This is a genomic window from Pseudomonas sp. SDO5532_S415, from assembly GCF_054071155.1.
The window spans coordinates 65,861-88,649 of sequence record NZ_JBSVWS010000003.1 but is presented as its reverse complement, the minus strand read 5'-3'; the positions used below and the strand labels follow the sequence as shown (position 1 = coordinate 88,649).

At 60.0% G+C, this 22,789-nt stretch carries 17 protein-coding genes; 15 read left to right on the top strand and 2 right to left on the bottom strand.

All coding sequences use genetic code 11. From position 1 onward, the window contains the following. Positions 1 to 2: 2 nt before the first annotated feature. Together ACW9HW_RS02590 and glmS are read left to right on the top strand one after the other, a co-directional pair. Positions 3 to 779: a DeoR/GlpR family DNA-binding transcription regulator gene (locus ACW9HW_RS02590; protein WP_095194541.1), complete on the top strand. Its 777-nt coding sequence runs from the start codon at positions 3 to 5 to the stop codon at positions 777 to 779. 1 nt (position 780) lies between these two features. Further along, entirely contained in the window at positions 781 to 2,613 is a 1,833-nt protein-coding gene (glmS, locus tag ACW9HW_RS02585; RefSeq protein ID WP_457398114.1) for a glutamine--fructose-6-phosphate transaminase (isomerizing), read from the top strand. A 227-nt stretch (positions 2,614 to 2,840) separates the two neighbouring features. On the opposite strand, the gene ACW9HW_RS02580 is transcribed toward glmS, so the two are convergent. Both ACW9HW_RS02580 and ACW9HW_RS02575 read right to left on the bottom strand, forming a co-directional pair. Next, positions 2,841 to 4,313, bottom strand: coding sequence for a serine hydrolase domain-containing protein (locus ACW9HW_RS02580; RefSeq protein ID WP_457398112.1), 1,473 nt, complete (start codon positions 4,311 to 4,313; stop codon positions 2,841 to 2,843). A 55-nt stretch (positions 4,314 to 4,368) separates the two neighbouring features. Beyond that, a complete protein-coding gene (locus ACW9HW_RS02575) occupies positions 4,369 to 5,286 on the bottom strand; it encodes a LysR substrate-binding domain-containing protein (protein WP_095194545.1) in 918 nt (305 codons plus the stop codon). A 472-nt stretch (positions 5,287 to 5,758) separates the two neighbouring features. Here ACW9HW_RS02575 and ACW9HW_RS02570 point away from each other — a divergent pair, with 472 nt between their 5' ends. The 13 genes from ACW9HW_RS02570 to ACW9HW_RS02510 all read left to right on the top strand — a co-directional run bounded on the left by ACW9HW_RS02570 (position 5,759) and on the right by ACW9HW_RS02510 (position 22,789). After that, complete coding sequence (locus ACW9HW_RS02570) at positions 5,759 to 7,315, top strand: ABC transporter substrate-binding protein (protein WP_457398109.1); 1,557 nt, start codon at positions 5,759 to 5,761, stop codon at positions 7,313 to 7,315. Positions 7,316 to 7,317: 2 nt separating this feature from the next. Continuing rightward, the gene (locus ACW9HW_RS02565; RefSeq protein ID WP_457398106.1) at positions 7,318 to 8,259 is read left to right on the top strand and encodes an ABC transporter permease; all 942 of its coding nucleotides are present in this window, start codon (positions 7,318 to 7,320) and stop codon (positions 8,257 to 8,259) included. Next, positions 8,256 to 9,140: an ABC transporter permease gene (locus ACW9HW_RS02560; RefSeq protein WP_095194548.1), complete on the top strand. Its 885-nt coding sequence runs from the start codon at positions 8,256 to 8,258 to the stop codon at positions 9,138 to 9,140. The genes ACW9HW_RS02565 and ACW9HW_RS02560 overlap by 4 nt, the downstream gene beginning before the upstream one ends. A 2-nt stretch (positions 9,141 to 9,142) precedes the next feature. After that, positions 9,143 to 10,798 carry an ABC transporter ATP-binding protein gene (locus ACW9HW_RS02555; protein ID WP_095194549.1) on the top strand — a complete coding sequence of 552 codons (1,656 nt, stop codon included), beginning with the start codon at positions 9,143 to 9,145 and terminating at the stop codon, positions 10,796 to 10,798. 114 nt (positions 10,799 to 10,912) lie between these two features. Continuing rightward, on the top strand, positions 10,913 to 12,169 hold the full coding sequence (locus ACW9HW_RS02550) for an OprD family porin (RefSeq protein WP_095194550.1): 1,257 nt from the start codon (positions 10,913 to 10,915) through the stop codon (positions 12,167 to 12,169). 181 nt (positions 12,170 to 12,350) lie between these two features. Then, positions 12,351 to 13,469 (top strand): succinylglutamate desuccinylase/aspartoacylase family protein, encoded by a 1,119-nt coding sequence (locus tag ACW9HW_RS02545; RefSeq protein WP_457398102.1) that lies wholly within the window; start codon positions 12,351 to 12,353, stop codon positions 13,467 to 13,469. Between the two features lie 39 nt (positions 13,470 to 13,508). Then, positions 13,509 to 14,705 (top strand): ornithine--oxo-acid transaminase, encoded by a 1,197-nt coding sequence (gene rocD / locus ACW9HW_RS02540; protein ID WP_457398100.1) that lies wholly within the window; start codon positions 13,509 to 13,511, stop codon positions 14,703 to 14,705. Between the two features lie 10 nt (positions 14,706 to 14,715). After that, the gene (gene proC, locus ACW9HW_RS02535) at positions 14,716 to 15,534 is read left to right on the top strand and encodes a pyrroline-5-carboxylate reductase (RefSeq protein ID WP_457398097.1); all 819 of its coding nucleotides are present in this window, start codon (positions 14,716 to 14,718) and stop codon (positions 15,532 to 15,534) included. Between the two features lie 93 nt (positions 15,535 to 15,627). After that, entirely contained in the window at positions 15,628 to 16,530 is a 903-nt protein-coding gene (locus ACW9HW_RS02530) for a LysR family transcriptional regulator (protein WP_457398142.1), read from the top strand. A gap of 124 nt (positions 16,531 to 16,654) precedes the next feature. Continuing rightward, positions 16,655 to 17,281 carry a glutathione S-transferase family protein gene (locus ACW9HW_RS02525; RefSeq protein WP_095194554.1) on the top strand — a complete coding sequence of 209 codons (627 nt, stop codon included), beginning with the start codon at positions 16,655 to 16,657 and terminating at the stop codon, positions 17,279 to 17,281. Between the two features lie 63 nt (positions 17,282 to 17,344). Next, on the top strand, positions 17,345 to 19,375 hold the full coding sequence (locus ACW9HW_RS02520; protein ID WP_457398094.1) for a pyridoxamine 5'-phosphate oxidase family protein: 2,031 nt from the start codon (positions 17,345 to 17,347) through the stop codon (positions 19,373 to 19,375). Between the two features lie 113 nt (positions 19,376 to 19,488). Further along, positions 19,489 to 20,685, top strand: a complete 1,197-nt coding sequence (locus ACW9HW_RS02515) for a DUF3142 domain-containing protein (protein WP_457398092.1) — start codon at positions 19,489 to 19,491, stop codon at positions 20,683 to 20,685. After that, the gene (locus ACW9HW_RS02510; RefSeq protein WP_457398090.1) at positions 20,672 to 22,789 is read left to right on the top strand and encodes a hypothetical protein; all 2,118 of its coding nucleotides are present in this window, start codon (positions 20,672 to 20,674) and stop codon (positions 22,787 to 22,789) included. The genes ACW9HW_RS02515 and ACW9HW_RS02510 overlap by 14 nt, the downstream gene beginning before the upstream one ends.

Here is a 22,789-nt window from a genome sequence, read left to right as displayed (position 1 = left end):
CCATGTCGAAGCGCAATACACCTCAACGCCGCCACAACATCCTGGCCTTGCTCAACGAGCAAGGCGAAGTCAGTGTGGACGAACTGGCCAAGCGCTTCGAAACCTCTGAAGTTACGATTCGCAAGGATTTGGCCGCACTTGAAAGCAACGGTTTGCTGCTACGTCGTTATGGGGGTGCGATCACTATGCCCCAGGAACTGGTGGCCGATCTCAGTCAGCCTGTCTCCAAATACAAGCAAGCCATCGCCCGTGCTGCAGTGACGCGGATTCGCGAACACGCGCGCATCATCATCGACAGCGGCAGCACCACCGCAGCGATGATCCCGGAACTCGGCCAACAACCGGGTCTGGTGGTGATGACCAATTCCCTGCATGTCGCCAATGCCCTGAGCGAGCTCGAGCATGAGCCGGTGCTGCTGATGACCGGAGGCACCTGGGACCCGCACTCTGAGTCCTTTCAAGGGCAGGTTGCCGAGCAGGTACTACGCTCTTACGACTTCGACCAATTGTTCATCGGTGCCGATGGCATCGATCTGGTGCGTGGCACGACGACCTTCAATGAGTTGCTGGGATTGAGCCGGGTCATGGCCGAAGTGGCGCGCGAAGTGGTGGTGATGGTGGAAGCCGACAAGATCGGTCGCAAGATTCCCAACCTGGAACTGCCCTGGAGCAGTGTCCATACCCTAATTACCGATGATCGCCTGCCGGCTGAGGCACGGGATCAGATTCAGGCCCGCGGTATCACTCTGATTTGCGCGGCCGTCAGTCAGGAGAAATAGCATGTGTGGAATTGTTGGCGCAGTCGCAGAACGTAACATCACTGCCATCCTGGTCGAAGGCCTCAAGCGTCTTGAGTACCGCGGGTATGACAGTGCCGGGGTCGCGGTTTACACCAATGACGAAAAACTCCAGCGCCTGCGTCGTCCGGGCAAGGTCAGCGAGTTGGAGCAAGCCCTGAATGAAGAAGCCCTGGCCGGCCGCTTGGGTATCGCCCATACCCGTTGGGCGACGCACGGTGCTCCGAGCGAGCGAAACGCGCATCCGCATTTTTCCGGTGATCTGGCGGTGGTGCACAATGGCATCATCGAAAACCACGAAGCGCTACGCGAGCAGCTCAAAGCCCTGGGCCACGTCTTTACGTCGGACACCGACACTGAAGTCATCGCCCATTTGCTGAACCACAAACTCAAGGAATTGCGTGATCTGACCGTTGCCCTCAAGGCGACAGTCAAAGAACTGCATGGTGCTTACGGCTTGGCGGTGATCAGCGCCCAGCAACCGGATCGCCTGGTGGCGGCCCGTAGCGGTAGCCCGCTGGTGATCGGTCTGGGCCTGGGTGAAAACTTCCTGGCCTCCGACCAGTTGGCCCTGCGTCAAGTCACCGACCGCTTCATGTATCTGGAAGAAGGCGATATCGCGGAAATTCGTCGCGACAGCGTGCAGATCTGGGACGTTAACGGCCAGGCTGTCGAGCGCGAAGCCGTGCAATACCGCGATGGCGCCGAAGCTGCGGAGAAAGGCGAGTTCCGCCATTTCATGCTCAAGGAGATCCACGAACAACCGTCCGTGGTGCAGCGCACCCTGGAAGGTCGCATCAGCCAGAACCAAGTATTGGTGCAGGCATTCGGTCCACAGGCGGCCGAGCTGTTCGCCAAAGTGCGCAACGTGCAGATCGTTGCTTGCGGCACCAGCTATCACGCCGGCATGGTCGCCCGTTACTGGCTCGAAGAACTGGCCGGTATCCCTTGTCAGGTCGAAGTCGCCAGCGAGTTCCGCTACCGCAAGGTCGTGGTGCAGCCTGACACCCTGTTCGTCACCATTTCCCAGTCCGGCGAAACCGCCGACACCCTGGCCGCTCTGCGTAACGCCAAGGAACTGGGCTTTCTCGCCAGTTTGGCCATCTGCAACGTTGGCATCAGCTCCCTTGTGCGTGAGTCCGATCTGACGCTGCTGACCCAGGCCGGTCGCGAAATCGGCGTGGCATCGACCAAAGCGTTCACCACCCAACTGGTTGGCTTGCTGCTGCTGACCCTGTCCCTGGGTCAGGTACGCGGTACCTTGGCCGACGGCGTTGAAGCCAGGCTGGTCGAAGAATTGCGTCGCCTGCCAACCCGTTTGGGCGAGGCGCTGGCAATGGACAGCACCGTGGAGAAAATCGCCGAGCTGTTCGCCGAGAAGAACCACACGCTGTTCCTCGGCCGTGGCGCGCAATTCCCGGTGGCGATGGAAGGGGCACTCAAGCTCAAGGAAATCTCCTACATCCACGCCGAAGCCTACCCGGCCGGCGAGTTGAAACATGGTCCGTTGGCGCTTGTGGATAACGACATGCCCGTGGTGACCGTGGCGCCAAACAACGAGCTGCTGGAGAAACTGAAGTCCAACCTTCAGGAAGTCCGTGCCCGTGGTGGCGAGCTGATCGTCTTCGCCGACGAGAAGGCCGGCATGACCAATGGTGAAGGCACGCACGTCGTGCAGATGCCGCACATCCACGACATCCTGTCGCCGATCCTCTACACCATCCCGTTGCAACTGCTGTCTTACTACGTGGCCGTTCTGAAGGGTACTGACGTTGACCAGCCGCGCAACCTGGCGAAGTCGGTGACGGTGGAATAAGTTATCCACAGCCGGTAAAACCTTAAGCGGTTCTTGAGTTAGTGAGAAATCTGTGGCGAGGGAGCTTGCTCCCGTTTGAGTGCGCAGCACTCACAAAAATCACGTTGGTTACCAGATTTTTTGGGGCTGCTGCGCAGCCCAACGCGAGCAAGCTCGCTCGCCACAGGGATTGGTAAGGCTCAGGATCCGCGTAAGTGAACAGCATTCCCCCGACTTCGGGACTTTTTTCAGTCCGTCAATCGCCGACCCCGTAGTGGCTGTTGGGCCAGCACACCGCTGTTGACGTTGACGCTGCGTTCCCACGTCAGGCCATCTTCTGTAAAGGTGCAAAGGACCGTGTCGCGGAAGGCGCTGGCGACGTAGATCCATTGCATCTCCAGTGTCTTGCCATCGAGCCAGCGTGCGCCGGCGATGACGGCTTCGTCCTTGAAGGCGTAGCCATGGTGCAGTTCACTGCCTGGCATGTCCGTGGTCCCCTGATGCCAGCAATCCAGTCCCGCAACAATGCGATGAACCCCCGAGTTATCGGTCAGGTACACGGTCAGCGCATCGGTTTCAAAGGTAAAACCGAGCCGAGCGACGCCCAAGTCGTTGGTCTCCATATCGAAAGTGGTGGAAACGGCGAAAGGGGAAGTGGCTGCGGATTCGAATGCGGGTACCTGGCGCATCGTATCCAGACGTTGCATCAGGCGGGTGTCCGCTTCAGTCGTCGATTGCGGGGTGTCGAGGAAGGCCGCCGGAAAGTGACGTTCGATATGCGGGATGATCTGTGCCGAGTTCTTCATGGCGCCGACCAGCGCCAGCGTTGCACCATCGCCCGGAAAGACAATCGCCATTTGTACGAAAACGCCAACCGCGCAGTAGGCCCCTTGTGGTTTGATCGCCCAGTGATACCCGTACTTGCTGTTGGAACCGCCTTGCGGGCGAGTCGCGGCCTGGACCCATTTGCTCGACAGAATACGTTTGCCTTCCCACAGGCCATCCTGAGCATGGAGGATGCCGAGCTTGAGCATGGACGCCGGCGTAGCGGTCAGGCCATTGCCGCCCGGGTTGATTCCGTCAGGTCCGATGGCCCAGTGCTCGTCCGTAATGCCTAGCGGTTCGAACAGGCGTGGACGCAGATAATCATGCATGGTCTGGCCCGTTACCTTGGTCACGATCGCCGACAGCATGTAGCTGGCAGCGCTGGTGTAGACATAGTGTCCACCAGGCTCATGGACCAGCGGGATCTTGAAAAACTCGGTGATCCAGCTGCTGTCGATTGAGCGCCAGACCGATCCCGATGTGTTGGATTGATGGCCGGTGCGCATTGTCAGCAAATGCTCGACGGTCATGCTCGGCAAACGCGGATCGACGTGCGCCGGCAGGTGTTCCGGGAAGAAAGAAATCACCGTATCGCTGAGGTGCAGCAGGCCTTCGTCATGCAGGAAACCGATGGCGCACGCCGTGAAGCTTTTCGCTACCGAATGCAGGACACGCGGGCGATCCGGGGTGTAGGGCCACTTCCAGCCTTCGACGGCGACTTTGCCATGGCGGTGCAGGATCAGCCCGTGCAAGTCCAGGCCAGCGCTCTCGACCTCATCGAGAAAGGCAATGATGCGATCAGGCGCGATGCCTGCCTCACTGGCCGTCGAGCGGTGCAGTCCGTCATGACTTGTTGAAAAAGAGGGGACGGACGACAAGGAAGGGTGCGCAGGCATGAAAGGCAGGTCTCTTGTGACGTGAACGGAAGTGATCGAAGGGGGAAACGTGGTCTCAGCCTTTGGGTCGATGGACCAGGCGCGAGTAGGAAATCAGCATACTGGTCAATTCCTGCGTGACCTGGGTGAACGGTGAAGATCGACGGCTGATCAGGCACACATCGCGCGAAGCCAGCGGTTCCCGGATCGGGATAGTGATCAATGACGAGGAGAACAGCTTCATGCCGGGCAGCATGCGCGGTTCGATGGTCAGGTAGTCTGACTCTGACACGATGTGCAGGATTTCCAGCAATGAGTCGGCCGTGATCGCGATCTTCGGCGGTGCCAGTCCTTGAGCCCTGAACAACTCGATCAACCGGTTCTCTGCACCGCCCACCACGCCGGCGGGCCTTACGCTGATCCATTGACAGTCAGTCAACTCGCGCACTGAACGGGCGTGTGCTTGTGGATGCCCTTTGCGTGCGATGATGCTGGCATCGGAGCTGTAGAGTCGCTCGATGTTCAGGTCGATGTCGGTGACGTTGGGCGCCAGGGGGCACATGACGAAGTCGAGTCGGCCATCGCGAATCTTCTCGATCAACATCTTTGTCGAGCCGCTGGCGACGTGAACCTGCACCTTGGGGAATTTGCGCGTGAAGCTGCTGAAAACCGGCATCAGCAGTTCGGCCAGGGGTTCTGCGGTGACACCCAGTGCGATTTGCCCTTCGGGTTCGCCCTTCCATTGCTGGATGTCTTGCAACGCACGATCGCAATCCATGGTGATCGAACGTGCTCGGGTCAGAAAGCTTTCGCCGGCTGGCGTCAGGTTGATGCCCTGGTTGGAGCGCGCCAGCAGGACGACGCCCAACTCTTTTTCGAGGCTTTGGATCGACTGGGTCAGGGTACTTTGCGCAACGCCCAATTGCCGGGCCGCCGAACGAAAGCTGCCTTTCTCGACGACCGAGCAAAAGGCACGAAGATGAACCAGCGTCATGGGAGGTAACCTCAGGGAACACGGCAAGGCATGATCGATTTGACCGAAGCTTATCCGAACAAATGCCCGTAAATGCTATCAATTCAAGTGATCATGATCGGACAAAGTGATTTATGAAAGTTAGGCAATACCGCGCAAACCCCCGGTTGGCGGGCCGTTGATTCGCATTGGCGATGAATGGTCAGTGGGGTGAGCGGAAATACCGAACATGATCATCCCATACGTTCTTCTCAATGCGCTTGCCACCCCCCTAAGATCGGCCCCATCACCGTGGATCACTTCGGACCGGTTCATCGCTTCGCGGCAATCAATCCCAAAACACAAACCCAAAACAACAATGACATCGGATGTAAAACCTCCCTCAGGCGTGTGCCCGGCGGAGCTGTAAAACAAGAAAAATCATCATGTGCCCGGCCGTGCCTTCGTCTTGAGGTCCTGCCAACGTCCGGGCCGACAGCTAAAGGTTCTTGATATGAACAAAGCTTTTCTTCTGGCCGGCGGCCTCTCGGCCGTCATGACCGCCCACGCCTGGGCGGACAACACCCTGACCGTGGCCTTGAACGCAGACATTCGCAGCACTGAGCCGGGTGTTAACCGTGACACCAACTCGGATGCGGTGATCCTGCATTTGACCGAAGGACTGGTGGCTTTTCGCGAGGACGCCAGCGTCGGTCCGCTGCTGGCCAAGGAAGTGCAGGTTTCCGAAGATGGCCTGCGCTACACCTTCCACCTTCGCGACGGTGTGAAGTTTCAGAATGGCGCGTCTCTGACATCCGCTGAAGTGCTGTGGAGCTGGCGTCGTTATCTTGATCCGAAAACCCAGTGGCGTTGTCTGGGCGCGTTTGATGGCAGCGGTGGGACCAAAGTGGTCGATATCTCGGCCCCGGATCCGCTGACCGTGGTGTTCACGCTCGATAAGCCCAGCGGACTTTTCCTGGCCAGCACGGCGCTGCCGGAATGCGGTGGCAGCGGCATCGTGCACCCTGATTCTGTGGTGGACGGCGCCTGGAAAGCCCCGATCGGCACCGGGCCGTTCAAGCTGGGCGAATGGAAGGCCGCACAGTCGATCGAGCTGCTGCGCTTCGCGGATTACACACCGCGCGCAGAAGCCGCTCCCGATGGCTACACCGGCAACAAATCGACAAAGATTGATCGCATCAAACTCATGATCATCCCGGATCCGGCGGCCGCCAAGGCGGCGTTGCTGTCGAAAAACGTCGACATGCTGGTGGATGTCACACCGCTGGATGCCAACGAATTGGCAGCGATCCCGAAGGTGAAGGTTTCGTCCAGTGGCACCATGTCGATCAGTGCCCTGTTGTTCCAGACCCGTGACCCACTTTTGCAGGATGTGCGCTTGCGCGAGGCAATTGCCTACTCGCTGGACACCTCGCAAATCGTCGCTGCCTTGACCGACAACCGCTCCAAGGCCAACGCCTCGATGGTTGCAGTGGGCAGCAAATATCATCAGGCGGTTGAAGACAAGGGTTATGGCTATGACCCGGTCAAGGCCCGTCGTCTGCTCGCCGAGGCCGGTTATAAAGGCCAGCCGATCAAACTCCTGGTGAACAAACGCTACCCTTCGATCTTCGACATGGGCGTATTCACGCAAGCCATGGCCAAGGAAAGCGGCATCAATCTGGTGCTGGAAACCCTGGAGTGGGGGACTCAGCTGGAGCGCTATCAGACCGGTAACTACCAGATGATGGCGTTTCCTTACTCCGAACGACTGGACCCGGCATTGAGTTTCGATTCGGTCACCGGCGACAAAGACAAGGAGCCGCGCAAGGTCTGGGACAACCCGCAGGCCCGGGAATGGCTGTCGGAAGCCATGCGTGAATCCGATCCGGCCAAGCGTCAGGTGCTGTTCGATAAATTGCATCAACAGATGATCAAGGATGTGCCGCTGATCGTGATGTACAACGGCAACTCGATCTCGGCGCACCGTGATTACGTGCAGGGGCTTCGTCCGTGGCCAGTCTCCAAGCCACGTCTGTGGACCGTTGATCTGCAAGCCGGGAGACCCTGATCATGATGCGTTTCATTGTGCAGCGGCTGGCCATGTCATTGCCGACGCTGCTGCTGATCTCGTTGATGGTGTTTGCCATCATCCGGATGGTGCCGGGTGATCCGGCGCTGCTGATGCTCGGCGACATGGCCGACGCCCAGAGCCTGGCCGCGACCCGCGAAGCGTTGGGTCTGGATCAGCCATTGGTGATGCAGTTCGTGATCTGGCTCAAGGCCGTGCTCAGCGGTGATCTGGGCTTCTCCATCACCACCAATCAGGCCGTGCTGCCGTTACTCCTGGACCGCTTCAGCGTGAGCGCCAGCATCGTACTGGTGTCGGTGCTGTTGGCTGCGTTGATCGCCGTGCCATTGGGCCTGTTGGCGGCCTGGAAACAGAACAGCGGGATGGATTTCGGTGTGGTGGCCGGTGCGACATTGCTGCTGTCGATACCGAGCTTCTGGTTGGGACTTTTGCTGTTGTACGGCTTCGGTATCAAGCTGGGCTGGCTGCCGGTGGTGGGTTATGTCGCTTTCAATGAGGACCCGTGGCAGGCACTGAGTTACATCGTTTTGCCCATCGTCACGCTGACCCTGGTCGAACTCGGCGCCATCACCCGCATGGCACGCGCCAGCGCCGTCGAGGTGCTGCGCCTGGAGTACATCACCCACGCCCGGGCCAAGGGCCTTTCCGAGCGGGCAGTGTTGTGGCGACACGCATTGCGCAATGCCTTCGCTCCGACGTTGACGCTGATCGGTCTGATCCTCGGCAACCTGCTCGGCGGCATTGCGGTCCTGGAAACCGTGTTTACCCTGCCGGGCCTCGGCCGCCTGATGGTCGATTCGATTTATGCACGGGACTACCCGGTATTGCAGGGCTGCCTGCTGCTGGTGACCTTCGTCTACGTGCTCGTCAACTTGCTGGTCGATCTTCTTTATCCGCTCTTCGATCCCAGGGTCAAGCTATGAACAAGCCTGTTTCTCCTCCTCCCTACACCGTTCCCGTGCCGCCGGTGACTGTACCGCGCCGGCGTTCGCGAGGCCGGTTGCCATTGAATGGTTTGATCGGTGGCGGGTTGCTCGTTCTGTTGCTGGCCATGGCACTGGTGGGCCTGGTGTGGACACCGTCCGATCCCTTGGCGTTGAACCTGATGGCTCGCTTGCAGGCGCCCTCGATGCAGCACTGGCTGGGGACCGATGAGTATGGTCGTGACGTACTCAGCCGCTTGATGATCGGTGCGCACACCAGTCTCTGGATCAGTTGGTTGACGGTCAGTCTGGCGGTTATCGCCGGCACTTTCCTGGGGTTGCTGGCGGGGTTCATGCGCGGCTGGGTCGACCGGGTTCTGATGATGATCAACGACGCCCTGCTGGCATTCCCCGGCATCCTGCTGGCATTGGGATTGATGGCGATCATGGGTCCGAGCCTGTACGGCATCGTCCTGGCACTCAGCCTGGCGTATACGCCATCGGTGGTTCGCGTGGTGCGCGGCACCGTGCTGTCGTTGCGTGAAAAAGAGTTCGTCGAAGCCTCCCGCGTGATCGGCAACTCCGAGCTGTACACCATGCTGCGTCACATTGCGCCCAATTGCGTGGCACCGATCTGCGTGCTGGCCACCAGCATGTTCGGCTGGGCGATTCTCGCTGAAAGCTCCTTGAGTTTCCTCGGCCTGGGCGTACCGCCACCCGCCGCCACGTGGGGCAACATGCTCGCGGCGAGCCGCCCCTACATCGCCACCGCCAGCTGGCTCGGGATGTTCCCCGGCGTTTTGATTGCCCTGTCGTTGCTGGCCTTCAACCTTTCTGGCGATGCGCTGCGCGATCGTCTCGACCCGCGGATGAGGAAGTGATCATGGCGGCATCCGATATTTTGTTGGCAGTAGAAAACCTGAAGATTCGGGTCGGTCCGGAAGGCGCGTTGGCGGTCGACGACCTGAGCTTCACCATCGCCCCCGGTGAAATCGTTGCACTGGTCGGCGAGTCCGGCAGTGGCAAGACCATGGCGGCACGCGCGGCCATCGGTCTGCTGCCGCCGCCGCTGGAGCAGTGTGGTGGCGCGGTGCGTTTTCAGGGACGCGATCTCAATGCGTTGACACCCGAAGCGCTGCGGCAGATCCGTGGGGCTAAAATCGGCATGGTGTTCCAGGAACCGATGGTTTCCCTGAACCCGTCGCTGACCATCGGCCAGCAGATGGCCGAAGGCTTGCGCCTGCATACCGACCTGAGCGAAGAAGAAATCCGCCAGCGCTCCCTGAAGATGCTGGGCCACATCGGCATCGCCGATGCCGAGCGTTGTCTCGCCGCTTATCCCCACGAATTCTCCGGCGGCATGCGCCAGCGCATCATGTTGGCGTCGGTGATGTTGCTGCGACCGGCCTTGTTGATTGCCGACGAGCCGACCACCGCGCTCGATTGCCTGGCGCAATTGGATGTTCTCAAGTTGATGCTGGACCTGACCCGGGAAGAGGGTACGGCCATCCTGTTCATCAGCCATGACCTGTCGCTGGTGGCGCGTTATGCCCACAAAGTGGTGGTCATGCGCGATGGTCGAGCCGTGGAGCAGGGCAGTATCGAACGCATTTTGCTGGCGCCCGAGGCCGAGTACACCCGGCAGTTGCTGGAAGCCTTGCCCCGGCGCGGCGATCTGGTGCCGTTGCCGCCGAGCGAGCGTCCGCTGCTGGAGGTCGAAGGCGTCTGCATCGAACACCCGGGACCTCGCAGTTTCTGGGGGCGAAGCCAATACAAACGCGTCGTGCATTCGGCCAGCCTGAGTATCGCGCCGGGAGAAACCCTGGCCCTGGTCGGTGGCAGCGGTTCGGGCAAGACCACCCTCGGCCGTGCGGTGGTCGGCTTGGTCAATCCATGTGAAGGGGCGATTCGCTTCGAGGGCGTCGACATCCTCAAGGCGGGCAACCGTGAGCATCGTCTGCAGTGCCAGATGATTTTCCAGGACCCTTTTTCGTCACTCGATCCACGGATGAAAATCGGCGAAATCCTCGCCGAGCCGCTGCGTCACGAGCACAGTCTGAACGCGGAACAACGGCGTGAGCGTGTGCGCAAAACCTTGATCGACGTTGGTCTGGCGGATCATTTTGTCGACCGCTTCCCGCATCAACTGTCGGGTGGTCAGCGCCAACGTGTCGCCATCGGTCGTGCGCTGGTGCGTCATCCACGCCTGGTGATCGCCGACGAACCGATTTCGGCACTGGACATGACCATCCAGAAACAGATTCTCGAGTTGTTCGAGCGCTTGCAGGCGCAATACGGCTTTGCCTGTCTGTTCATCTCCCATGACCTGGCGGCCGTGGAGCGTATTGCCCATCGCGTCGCGGTCATGAGCCAGGGCAAGGTGGTCGAGATGGGCGCGCGCGATGAGATCTTTGATCGTCCGCAACACCCTTACACCCAAAAGCTGTTGGCCGCGGCCAGCCCGCTGGAAAAACTTGAAGGCGGTGGTTATCGCATACGACCCAGCCCCGTCCCCGCAGTGATTCAAGCCGTGAACTAACCAGACAAAAGCGACACCGACGCGCAAATCGATGATTTGCGCGAACGGCGAAGCCATGCCTGAAAAAAACAAAAAAACATTCCCTCAACCATTGATCTGCCAGGAGCCAACAACATGAAAAAAAAATCCCTGACTCAATTAATGACCGGCCTGAGCGTCGTCGGCACGGGCTGCATTCCGGGCATGGCCCAGGCGGAGTTCTTCAAGGACAGCAGTGCAACGCTGGACACAAAGAACTATTACTTCAACCGTGATTACCGCGAAGAGTCGACGCAGTCCAAGCGCGAAGAGTGGGCCCAGGGTTTTACCCTGGACGTGAAGTCCGGCTTCACCGAGGGCGTCGTGGGTTTTGGTGTGGACACCGTTGGCATGCTGGGGATCAAGCTCGACTCCAGCCCCGATCGTTCCGGTACGGGCCTGCTGAACCGCGGCAGCGACAAGCGCGCCTACGATGAGTATTCCAAGCTGGGTGTGACCGGCAAGGCGCGTCTGGCCAAGAGTGAGCTGCGTGTCGGCTATCTGGTGCCGAATTTGCCGACGCTGCAGCCCAACACCAGTCGACTGTTCCCACAGTCGTTCAGTGGCGCTCAACTCATTTCCAGTGACATCAAGGATCTGACGCTGAGCCTGGGTCAGCTCGATCAGGCCAAGGACCGTGATTCGACCGACTACGAAGACATGCGTCTGACAGCGCAGAACAAAGCCTACAAAAGTACGGCGGCCAGCGATCAGTTTCGTTTCGCTGGCGGCGACTACAAGCTCACGCCCAATACTGTTCTGAGCTATCACTACGCGCAGCTGGAAAACCTCTATGGCCAGCAGTATGTCGGCTTGAAAAACAGCTTCGCCCTTGGTGCCGGCACGCTGAAAACCGACATTCGTTATTTCGATGCCGATAAGGACGGGTCCGGGCTGGCCGGCAAGGTCGACAACCGTGCCCTGAGTACGCGACTGACCTGGAACTGGAATGGACACAGCATCGGCGGCGGCTATCAGAAGCAAATGGGCAGCACGCCGTTTACCTATGTCGATGGCTCGGTCACGTACCTCTTCACCGAATACCAGTTGGGTAACTTTTCGCAAACCAATGAGCGCGCCTGGCATGCGCGCTATGACTACGACTTCGCTGCGCTGGGTGTGCCGGGACTGACCTTCTCCACGCGCTACGCCAAAGGCGACCAGGCCGAAATCATCGGCTTCGACGGCGAAGGCCGCGAGTGGGAACGCGATTTCGATATCACTTACGCGCTTCAGAGCGGGCCCTTGAAAGGTGTCTCGGTGCGCTGGCGCAACGCGCAAAACAAAGGCAATTACTACAACGACACCAACGAAAACCGCCTCATCATCGGTTACACCCTGGCGCTCTGGTAGTCGTTGCGGGGGACGCCGTCAGCAGGGTTTCAAACCCGGCTGACGGCAGTGATGAACGATTTTTCTTCACCTGATCGATTTACCCGATCGGGATAGCCGGGACCGCCCTTATGGCGGTCCAGAGCCTCTCTTTATGATTCACCCAGTGGCCGTCCTACTTTGAATTCGAGAGTTTTACCCTATGGAACATCGCGAACACGTATTGCTTCAGGCGACACATGGCAGCCGCAGGCACATCGACAGCGAGCATTACGGACCGACCGGACAGGGCCGCAAGATCTACATCCAGGCGGCTCTGCACGCGGATGAAATTCCCGCCATGCTGGTGGCGACGATGCTGCGTCGACACCTGGTCGCCCTGGAAAAGGCCAACCGCCTGAAGGACGAAATCGTTCTGGTGGCCGTGGCCAATCCGGCGGGCTTGAGCCAGTACGTCATGGGCGCCTTGAGCGGACGTTTCGAGTTGGGCAGTGGTCGTAACTACAACCGCAGTTTCCCGGTTTACCACCAAGAGATTGCACAAAAAATCGAGGGTGGACTCAGTCAGGACATCCAGAGCAATCGCGCGCTGATCCGTTCGGCGTGGCGCGAGTGCCTCACGGCCTGGGACCCTGTGGATGAATACGCGTCATTGCAACGCACCTTGATGTTGCTGGCCCACGACGCAGACGTGGTACTCGATCTGCATTGTTCCCGCGAAGCGGCCATGCATCTGTACACCGGCGAAGAGATCTGGAGCGAAGTCGAGCCGCTCTCGCGATACCTGGGCGCACAGGTGTCGTTGCTGGCCAATGACTCGCAGGGTTACTCCTTCGATGAAGCGCTGTGCCTGCTGTGGACAAACCTGCAAGCCCGGTTCGGTGAAGCGTTCCCGATACCCAACGGTACGGTTGCGGTGACGATCGAGCACCGTGGGCAGCGCGACGTGTCCTATGAAGTGGCCGAACAGGACGCCGCCGCGATTATCGAGTACTTGATCCATCGCGGTGCCATCGAGGGCATTCCATCGCCGCAGCCACCGTTACTCAATCCGGCCACACCGCTGTCCGGCAGTGAGCAGTTCTATGCCCGCTCCGCCGGCATTCTCGTACATCGCGTCCCGGTCGGCAGCCATGTCGAGGCAGGCCAGGCGCTGTTCGACATTGTCGACCCCACGACGGGCGAAACCACCACGCTCAGCAGCCACAACAGCGGTGTGCTCTACATGCGCCGTGAAATCCGCTACGTCAGACCCGGTGATCCGCTGGGACGGGTTTCCGGCCCGGTGCCGATCCGCACCGGCAAGCTTCTGGGTGCCTGAGGGCACTGCCTCCGAATTCAATGTTTCAGGAAGTTGATGATGAACTCTGTAGATACGATCGAGCTGGAAAACCGCTTCTGCGCTCATAACTATTCACCACTGCCTGTGGTGCTGGTCAAAGGGGAAGGGGTGTGGGCAACCGATGAAGCGGGTAAGCGCTACCTGGACATGATGTCGGCGTATTCCGCGGTCAGCCACGGCCATGTTCATCCACGGATTCGCCAGGCGGCGGTGGCTCAGATCGACAAGATCAGTGTGGTGTCCCGGGCTTTCTACAGCCAGCCGCTGGGTGCCTTTCTGGAAGCACTTTGCCGGGTCACCGGGTTTGCTGGCGCATTGCCGATGAACAGTGGTGCCGAGGCCGTCGAGACGGCGATCAAGGCCGCACGGCGTTGGGGTTATCGGGTGAAGGGGATTGAGGCGAACCGCGCTGAAATCGTCGTCGCGGACAACAATTTCCACGGGCGTACGTCCACCATTGTCGGCTTCTCTTCCGAACCTTCCTACAAGGCTGACTTTGGTCCGTTTTGCGACGGCTTCAAACAGGCACGCTTTGGCGACATCGCCAGTTTTCGCGACGCCATCAACGAGCATACCTGTGCGGTGCTGATCGAGCCGATTCAGGGCGAGGCGGGTATCCGTGTTCCTCCGGCAGGCTTCCTGCGCGAATTGCGCAAGCTATGTGACGAGAGCAATACCTTGCTGATCCTCGACGAGATTCAATCCGGGCTTGGACGCACCGGGAAATGGTTCGCCTTCGAACACGAAGAGATTCGTCCTGACGCCTTGATTCTCGGTAAGGCTTTGGGTGGCGGGATCATGCCGGTGTCGGCATTTGTAGCCGGGCGGGAGATCCTCGATCAGTTTGATCCCGGCAGCCACGGTTCGACGTTCGGTGGCAATCCGCTGGCTGCGGCCATTGGTCTTGAAGCCCTGAAGGTTTTGGATGAAGAGGGGCTGATTGAAAACAGTGCGCGCCTGGGCGAGCACTTGAAGGCCCGACTGCAAGGCTTCAATGATCCTGCGATTAGAGAAGTGCGTGGTCGCGGATTGTGGGTGGGGATCGAGTTGGATCGCCCGGCGAAACCTTACTGTGAGGCACTGTTGGAGGAAGGGGTGATGACCCGTGAAACCCACGAAAATGTCCTGCGTGTGGCGCCTCCACTTTCAATCACGCTCGACGAGCTTGAATGGGGCCTGACCCGCATCGAGCGCGTCTTCAATCAGCTGCGTTGATGGAAGGCTCATGAGCAATACTCGAATTGCCTTCGTCGGTGCGGGCAACATGGCTGGCAGCCTGATCGGCGGATTACGCGCCAAGGGGTTGGATGCTTCATTGATTCGCGCAAGTTGCCCTCGCGCGGAACAACGTGCGCGGATCCATGCCGAACACGGCATTCAAACCTTCGCCGATAACCATCTCGTCGTCGAAGGCGCCGATGTGGTGGTGCTGGCGGTCAAGCCGCAAGCCATGAAATCGGTCTGTGAAGCATTGCGCCCGCACCTGCTGCCTCGGCAATTGGTGGTGTCGATCGCTGCCGGCATCACGAGCATCAGCCTGGCGAAGTGGCTGGGTGAGGTGGCCATCGTGCGCTGCATGCCGAATACCCCGGCAATGGTGCGCCAGGGTGTCAGCGGGCTGTATGCCAATGCCCGTGTCAGTGCCGAACAGCGGACGTGGGCCGAGGGATTGTTATCGGCTGTCGGCCTGGCACTGTGGCTGGATCAGGAGCAGCAGCTCGATGCGGTGACGGCGGTGTCCGGGAGCGGGCCGGCGTATTTTTTCCTGTTGATCGAAACCATGATCGCTGCCGGCGAGAAACTCGGATTGCCACGGGAAACTGCCGTGCAGCTGACCCTGCAGACCGCGCTCGGGGCGGCTCGCATGGCGCTGGGCAGTGAGGTCGAGGCCGGCGAGCTGCGCCGTCGGGTGACCTCGCCCGGAGGGACGACCGAGGCTGCGATCAAGGTGTTTCAAGTCGGTGGCTTCGAATCACTGGTGGAGAAGGCGCTGACGGCGAGTGCGCATCGCTCGGCCGAACTCGCTCATCCGTTGGAGGTTTGAAAAATGCCAGGTTGTCAAAAATCCCGGTTTTGAATCACCATGAAAATCGCAGCCTCCGGTTGCGATTTTTTTATCTCAATCGAGGACATGCCCATGGACCGCTTCCAGGAAATGCAGGTCTTCACTGCCGTTGCCCAGGAGCAAGGGTTTTCGGCGGCGGCGCGGCGTTTGGGCATGTCGGCGGCCAGCGTCACCCGGGCGGTGGCGGCGCTGGAGAAGCGCATCGGCACGCAGTTGCTCACGCGTACGACGCGCAGTGTGCATTTGAGCGAGGCGGGTCAGCGGTATCTGGAGGACTGTCGCAGAATTCTCGCCGAAGTGCAGGAAGCCGAGGATTCGGCAGCAGGAAGTCATGCCCAACCACGTGGGCAATTGACGATAACTGCGCCGGTTTTGTTTGGGGAGCTGTTCGTCACACCACTGATGGTGAGTTTTCTGACGCAATTCCCAGAGGTGTCGATTAATGCGCTGCTGGTTGATCGTGTGGTCAGTGTGGTCGAGGAGGGGATCGATGTTGCGGTACGCATTGGAGAGCTGCCCGACAGCAATCAGCATGCGATTCGGGTAGGGGAGGTTCGACGGGTAATCGTCGCCTCGCCGCAGTTTCTGACCAGCCATGAGCGACCAATGCACCCGCAGGAACTAGCGCATACGCCAATCATTGCGACATCCGCCATTGGTCAATCAAGAAACTGGCCATTTCTTGAGCAAGGCGAGCCGCTGAGCATTCGGGCCGAACCGCGTCTGGTGGTGACGGCGAATCAGGCTGCCATTACTGCGGCGGCCTTGGGACTTGGGTGTACTCGGATTCTGTCATATCAGGTGGCAAGCAAGATTGCAGCCGGGGAGTTGGAAATTATTCTGGCGGATTTTGAAATGCCGCCACTGCCTATCCATGTGGTCTATCAAGGCGGTCGCAAGGCGCCGGCCCGGGTGCGCAGTTTTGTCGACTTCGTGGTGGATGGCCTCAGAACGCATCCTGCATTGCATGGATAATTTCACTAGCTGAAATAATGGATTGCGTTTACTGATTATTCTGTTGTTTTGATGATTGGTAGAAGATGGCTGCCATCGGTGCTGCTCGTTCCCGAACAGCGCCACTCACCCCCCGGAGTCGACCATGCAAGCCATCAAACTCTACAACTTCCCACGTTCCGGCCACGCTCACCGTGTGGAATTGATGCTCTCGCTGCTGCAACTGCCGACCGAGCTGATCCTGGTGGACCTGGCCAAGGGCGAACACAAAAAACCGGAGTTCCTGGCACTCAATTCGTTTGGTCAGGTGCCGGTGCTGGATGACCAGGGTGTGGTGCTGGCCGATTCCAACGCGATCCTGGTTTATCTGGCGCAAAAGTATGGCAACGGTCGCTGGCTGCCCACCGATCCGGTCGGCGCGGCAAAAGTGCAGCGCTGGCTATCCGCCGCTGCGGGTCCCATCGCATTCGGCCCGGCCCGGGCGAGGCTGATCACGGTGTTCGGTGCGCCTTACAGAGCTGATGAAGTGATCCCCTACGCCCACACCGTGCTCAAGGTCATCGATCACGAACTGGCGAACACGGCTTATCTGGCCGGCAATGAGCCGACGATTGCCGACGTGGCTGCCTACAGTTACATCGCCCACGCGCCGGAAGGCAATGTGTCGCTGGACGACTACGCCAACATTCGCACCTGGCTGGCCCGGGTCGAAGCCTTGCCCGGTTTTGTCGGCATGCCGCGCACCGTCGCTGGCCTGCAAAAAACTGCCTGATGCTGGTGGCCCGGCTTTTCCGGGCCTTTCACGCTGCGCCTTGGGTGCAGGGGAGAATCCGTAATGGACCGTTCACCGTGGCATGCCGGCGAGCAACAATTGCAGGCACATGTAGGCGTTGTCGAGCGAATGGAGACGTTGGGCCGTAGGGTGATTCGCAGCGAAATGCCCGACCAGCACCGCACCTTCTACCAGCAATTGCCGTTCATGCTGTATGGGGCAGTCGATGCGGATGGCAATCCGTGGGCCAGTGTGCTGGAAGGCGCGCCGGGTTTCGCTCACTCGCCCGAACCCGGGCTTTTGCAATTCAGCAGCCTGCCGGCCGCTGACGATCCCGCGCAATTGAGTGAGGGGGCGGCCATCGGTCTGCTGGGGATCGAACTGCACACCCGGCGACGCAACCGCATCAACGGACGTGTTGGCGGCGTGTCAGCGGACGGCTTCGGGGTGACGGTGCAACAGTCCTTTGGCAATTGCCCGCAATACATCCAATTGCGCCAGTTTCGTACCGTGCCGCTGGCGGACCCGGCGACGCGTATCGCCCAGCACCTCAACGAACTGGATGACGCGACCAAAGCCGTGATTGCCGAGGCTGACACCTTTTTTGTCGCCAGTTACGTGGACGTCGATGGCGAGCGTTCGGTGGACGTTTCCCATCGCGGCGGACAGGCCGGCTTCGTACACGTGGAAGGGAATCGGCTGACCATTCCGGATTTCGCCGGCAATCTGTTTTTCAACACGCTGGGCAACCTGCTGGTCAATCCCCGGGCCGGTTTGCTGTTCATCGATTTCAATTCGGGTGATCTGCTGCAACTGAGCGGTCGCACCGAAATCATCCTTGAAGGACCGCAGGTCGAGGCATTTCAAGGTGCTGAACGTCTGTGGACGTTCCACGTGGAACATGTTGTTCGTCGTCCTGCTGCTCTGGCGTTGCGTTGGCGCTTCGACGGCGTATCGCCCACCAGTTTGCTCACCGGCACTTGGGCGCAAGCCGCGGCGCGTCTGCAAGCAAAGGCCCTGGGCGATCAGTGGCGGCCCCTGCGGGTGGTGCGGGTCGAAGCGCAAAGCCACAACATCCGTTCGATTTATCTGGAGCCAGCCGATGGCGCCGGTCTGCCGCTATTTCAGGCCGGGCAGCATTTGCCTTTGCGATTCAACATTGATGGTGACGTGCATATCCGCACGTACAGCCTGTCGAGTGCGCCGTCTGATGACTTTTTCCGCATCAGCGTGAAGCGTGACGGGCGAGTGTCTTCGCACCTTCATGAGCAGGTTCGCGTTGGCGACCTGCTGGAGGCACGCGCGCCCCAAGGGCATTTCACCGTGGCGCCCCATGAGCGTCGGCCACTGGTATTGCTGGCCGCCGGGGTCGGCATCACGCCGTTGCTGTCGATGCTTCGTGAGGTGGTTTATCAAGGGTTGCGTACACGCCGTATACGCCCGACCTTGTTCTTGCAGAGTTCGCGCACGTTGGCCGATCAGGTGTTTCGTCCTGAACTGAACCGCTTACTCGACGAAGCCGGTGACGCGGTCAGGGTGGTGCGCCTGCTCAGTCAACCGGAGCCGGAGGCGCGGGAGGGCGAGGATTTCGATTTGGCTGGGCGGATCGACGTGGAACTGATCAAAACCCTGATTGAGGCCGAGGACTACGATCAGGTGGATTTTGTGCTGTGCGGCCCCGGCAGTTTTACCCAAGGGCTGTACGACAGCCTGCGGGAACTGGATATTCGTGATACGCGGATTCACGCGGAAACCTTCGGCCCATCAACCTTGCGTCGGCGCCCGGACCCCGATGCGGTGGTTATCGAGCAGCCGCCTGCGGCCACCACTTCGGTGCCGGTGGTGTTCCAGCGTTCGGCCAAGGAGGCGCGTTGGCAACCCGACGGCGGCAGTCTGCTGGAGTTGGCGGAAAGCCGTGGCTTGCGCCCGGAATTCAGTTGCCGCGGCGGCTCCTGCGGTACCTGCAAGACGCGACTGATCAGTGGCCAGGTGAATTACCCACAGCCGCCAGCGGAAGTACCGGATGAAGGGCAGGTTCTGATTTGCTGTGCGATTCCGGCTCAGGGTTCGCAGCCTTTGGTTCTGGACCTGTGAAGAATGAACTGAGGTGAACATTTGCTCGGCGGTCGATGGCTGAGTAGGGTAGTGGGCAGAACGAAAAAGGGCCGTTAACGGCCCTTTGTGCATTTTCAGGGACAGACGCTTTCATGGTTTTTCTCACTCGCTGGATGATCGTGCTGACGGCGCTGGCGCTGCTCAATGGTTGCGAACGACAGGACGCCCCACCACTCGATCAGCAGCTCTACGTCTGGCAAAGGCAGTGGACACCGGCTCATGAAGCGGCGCTGAGAGACAGCCGTGCAGACTTCTCGACCCTTCGAGTGCTGGCGTTGCAGGCTTTTCCCCAGGCGGGCTGGAGTCGGGCGCGGATTGATCCGGCGCTGCTCAAAGGCGATGGTCGGCCGTTGATTGCCGTGATTCGCCTCGATGGGCAGCTGAAGTCGCTGAATCAGGAAGAGGTCACGACGCAGATTCAGCAGGTGATCAGTGACTGGCAGGCACAGGGCCTGACGCTCGCCGGCGTGGAAATCGACCACGACGCGGGTAACGCTCGGCTGCCGGCCTATCGCGAATTCCTGACGCACTTGCTCGCTGTGCTGCCGACCTCTGTGCCGCTGAGCATTACCGCACTGCCGGCCTGGCTCGACAGTCCCGAGTTGCCAGCGTTGTTATCCACAGTCGACAGCAGCGTGTTGCAGGTACATGCGGTGAGCGATCCGCGTCATGGACTGTTTGATCCGGATCAGGCACGGCAGTGGGTGAAAGCCTGGAGTCGCGTCTCTGCGAAACCGTTCTATCTGGCGCTGCCGGCCTACGGCGTTGCGCTGTTGCCGGATGCCGGCGGTTCGCCAATCGTGGAGAGTGAAGTCAGCATCGAGCGGGACGGCCAACGCCGGGAGCTGCTGGCCGATCCGCAGCCATTGAGCCAGCTTGGCACCGAACTGCGCGCCGACCCGCCGGCGCATCTGGCCGGCCTGATCTGGTTTCGCCTGCCGCTGGCCAATGACCGTCGGGCCTGGAGCCTGACCACCCTGCGCGCCGTGGCGCGCGGTGATGCCCTCGACAGTCGGCTGGCGCTGAGCCTCTCGGCGCACCAGGGCCTCTACGACATCGGCGTGCGCAACGAGGGCAATCTCGACAGCGCCTGGCCCGAGCGTCTGACACTGGCGGTGCAAGGTTGCGAGGGGGCTGATGCGCTGGCCGGGTATGCATTGCAACAAGGTCCGGATCTGCTTACCTTCACCCGCCTGCGTGACGGTCGGATAGCGGCCGGCGGGCAGCGCGCCATCGGTTGGGCACGCTGCGCAAAAATTGATCAAGGAGAGTCGAATGTTCACCCATAACTGGCCGCGCCATCTGCTGTGCCTGAGTCTCAGCCTGCCACTGGGCTCGGCACTGGCGTGCGGGCCTGACTTTCCCATGCGTCTGCTGGATAACCGTGGCCAGTCGCTGGCGGAGTTGCCGGAAGGCAACTTCCGGTTTGAGATCAATCGGCTTGGGCAGGCGATCGGTGGATTGAAAGACGTCACAGAAGTTGCGTATGGCATGGACGCCACCGACTACGCGGAACAACGCAGCCAAGCCGAGCAAACCGGTTTGACCGTCGAACAACAAGCTTTGGTGAAGCAGCTGCGTGGTCTGACCGATGCTCGCCAGGTTGAGGCGCAAGGCGCGAGTCTGCCTGCCGAACTCAGGCTGTATCTGGCTGGAGCCGTGGCGTTTGCTGCGGATGACCAGGGTTTGGCGGCGGATTATTTTCAGAAGGTGCTCGCGTTACCGGCTGATCAACGGGCGTTGCGCAGTACCTGGGCGGCCTATTCGTTGGGTCGCGCGTTGTTCGCCATGAGTTCGCAAGCGGGCGCAGGCTCCGACCTGCTGGCGCAGTCGAGAACCGCGTTCGAGCAAACCCGGCAACTGAGCATCGACGGCTACAGTGATCCGCTGGAGCTGGGCGTCGCCAGCCTCGGTGAAGAGGCCCGCGTGGCGCGTACCATGGGCGACTGGAACAGCGCCATCGAACTCTATGCCACGCAAAACCGCCACGGTTCGACCGTGGGCTACACCTCGTTGAAATTGTTGATGGCCGATCTGGCGAATATGCCTGAGGAGCAACTGGCTGAACTGCTCAAGCAACAACCAGTGCAGCAATTGGTCACGGCATCGTTGATCAGTCGCCTGGGCTGGTCATTCGGTGATCAGCCGCCGAACGAACAAAAATTGATCAAGCTACTTCAAGGCAGCACCCGCGGCAGTCTCGACAATGCCGATCGCCTGGCAGCGGTGAATTATCAACAGGGCGATTACGCCAGCGCCAAGGCATTCCTCGAACACGCCGGTGATGGCGGCCTGGCCTGGTGGCTGCGGGCTAAGCTGGCGGTGCGCGAAGGCGATAAAAATGCGGCGGCTGCGGCCTATGCGAAAGCGGCCCAGGCCTTCCCACAGAATGAATCCTGGGGCGAGCGGCGCACTCCGGACTGGGCTTTTGAATCAGTGCAGCCCAAGTGTCGGGTTGAAGGTGAAAGCGCGATTCTTGCCTTGCAACGCGGGGATTATCTGCAAGCGTTCGATCAGCTTTACCGCAGCAATGAGATCTACTGGTTGGATGCGGCGACGGTCGCCGAGCGGGTGCTGACCGTTGATGAACTCAAGCAATACGTCGGTACCCAGGTACCGGCGCCACCGGCGCTGACTCAGCAAGATCGTGATAACTACGTGCCGTTGCCGGTGGCGGCGAAACTGCGCAACTTGCTCGCGCGGCGATTATTGCGCGAAGAGCGCTATGACGAAGCACCTGCGTATTTTGACCGTGTCGAGTTGCAACACAAGGCTCGTTGGTACGGGCAGTTGAGAGACGATGCCGAATCGAAATGGTGGCCGACCAAACGGGCATTCGCTTATTTCCATGCCGCGCAGGTGGCCCGTTACGACGGAATGGAGTTGTTGGGCTACGAGATGTCTCCGGATTATGCGACCTTCGGGGGCAATTACAGTCTTGAAACCTCTGAGCTCAAGGTGGGACCGCTAATCGCCGAGGGCGAGGTCCAGCGACAACAAGCGACAGTCGCACAGCCAGATGAACGCTTCCATTACCGTTTTGTCGCCACCGCTTTGGCGAACAAGGCTGCAAATCATTTACCCCACAGCAGTCAGGCATTTGCAGCGGTGCTGTGCAAGGCGTCGAACTGGGGCACAAGTCTGCAAGAACAAAGCGCGTTCTATCGGCGTTACGTCGAGAATGGTCCGTATGTTGTGTGGGCCGGTGATTTTGGCCATCAGTGCCAGGATCCTGACTTCCAGAACGCCGACAAACGCTATGTCACCCAGGTCACCGACGCGGCTCGGTCAACGCTGCGACCGTACAAGAGAGCACTGCAGGTGGGCGGTGTGCTGGCCGTTACGGCAGCAGCGCTGATGCTGATCAATCGCCGCCGCCGCAAGGTTCAGTGA

Bases quoted from the DNA above. Each gene is read 5' to 3' on its own strand.
- ACW9HW_RS02545 (WP_457398102.1), top strand. From the start codon at position 12,351: ATGGAACATCGCGAACACGTATTGCTTCAGGCGACACATGGCAGCCGC.
- ACW9HW_RS02555 (WP_095194549.1), top strand. From the start codon at position 9,143: ATGGCGGCATCCGATATTTTGTTGGCAGTAGAAAACCTGAAGATTCGG.
- ACW9HW_RS02515 (WP_457398092.1), top strand. From the start codon at position 19,489: ATGGTTTTTCTCACTCGCTGGATGATCGTGCTGACGGCGCTGGCGCTG.
- ACW9HW_RS02530 (WP_457398142.1), top strand. From the start codon at position 15,628: ATGGACCGCTTCCAGGAAATGCAGGTCTTCACTGCCGTTGCCCAGGAG.
- ACW9HW_RS02575 (WP_095194545.1), bottom strand. From the start codon at position 5,286: ATGACGCTGGTTCATCTTCGTGCCTTTTGCTCGGTCGTCGAGAAAGGC.
- rocD (WP_457398100.1), top strand. From the start codon at position 13,509: ATGAACTCTGTAGATACGATCGAGCTGGAAAACCGCTTCTGCGCTCAT.
- glmS (WP_457398114.1), top strand. From the start codon at position 781: ATGTGTGGAATTGTTGGCGCAGTCGCAGAACGTAACATCACTGCCATC.
- ACW9HW_RS02565 (WP_457398106.1), top strand. From the start codon at position 7,318: ATGATGCGTTTCATTGTGCAGCGGCTGGCCATGTCATTGCCGACGCTG.
- ACW9HW_RS02590 (WP_095194541.1), top strand. From the start codon at position 3: ATGTCGAAGCGCAATACACCTCAACGCCGCCACAACATCCTGGCCTTG.
- ACW9HW_RS02570 (WP_457398109.1), top strand. From the start codon at position 5,759: ATGAACAAAGCTTTTCTTCTGGCCGGCGGCCTCTCGGCCGTCATGACC.
- ACW9HW_RS02525 (WP_095194554.1), top strand. From the start codon at position 16,655: ATGCAAGCCATCAAACTCTACAACTTCCCACGTTCCGGCCACGCTCAC.
- ACW9HW_RS02580 (WP_457398112.1), bottom strand. From the start codon at position 4,313: ATGCCTGCGCACCCTTCCTTGTCGTCCGTCCCCTCTTTTTCAACAAGT.
- ACW9HW_RS02560 (WP_095194548.1), top strand. From the start codon at position 8,256: ATGAACAAGCCTGTTTCTCCTCCTCCCTACACCGTTCCCGTGCCGCCG.
- ACW9HW_RS02520 (WP_457398094.1), top strand. From the start codon at position 17,345: ATGGACCGTTCACCGTGGCATGCCGGCGAGCAACAATTGCAGGCACAT.
- ACW9HW_RS02510 (WP_457398090.1), top strand. From the start codon at position 20,672: ATGTTCACCCATAACTGGCCGCGCCATCTGCTGTGCCTGAGTCTCAGC.
- ACW9HW_RS02550 (WP_095194550.1), top strand. From the start codon at position 10,913: ATGAAAAAAAAATCCCTGACTCAATTAATGACCGGCCTGAGCGTCGTC.
- proC (WP_457398097.1), top strand. From the start codon at position 14,716: ATGAGCAATACTCGAATTGCCTTCGTCGGTGCGGGCAACATGGCTGGC.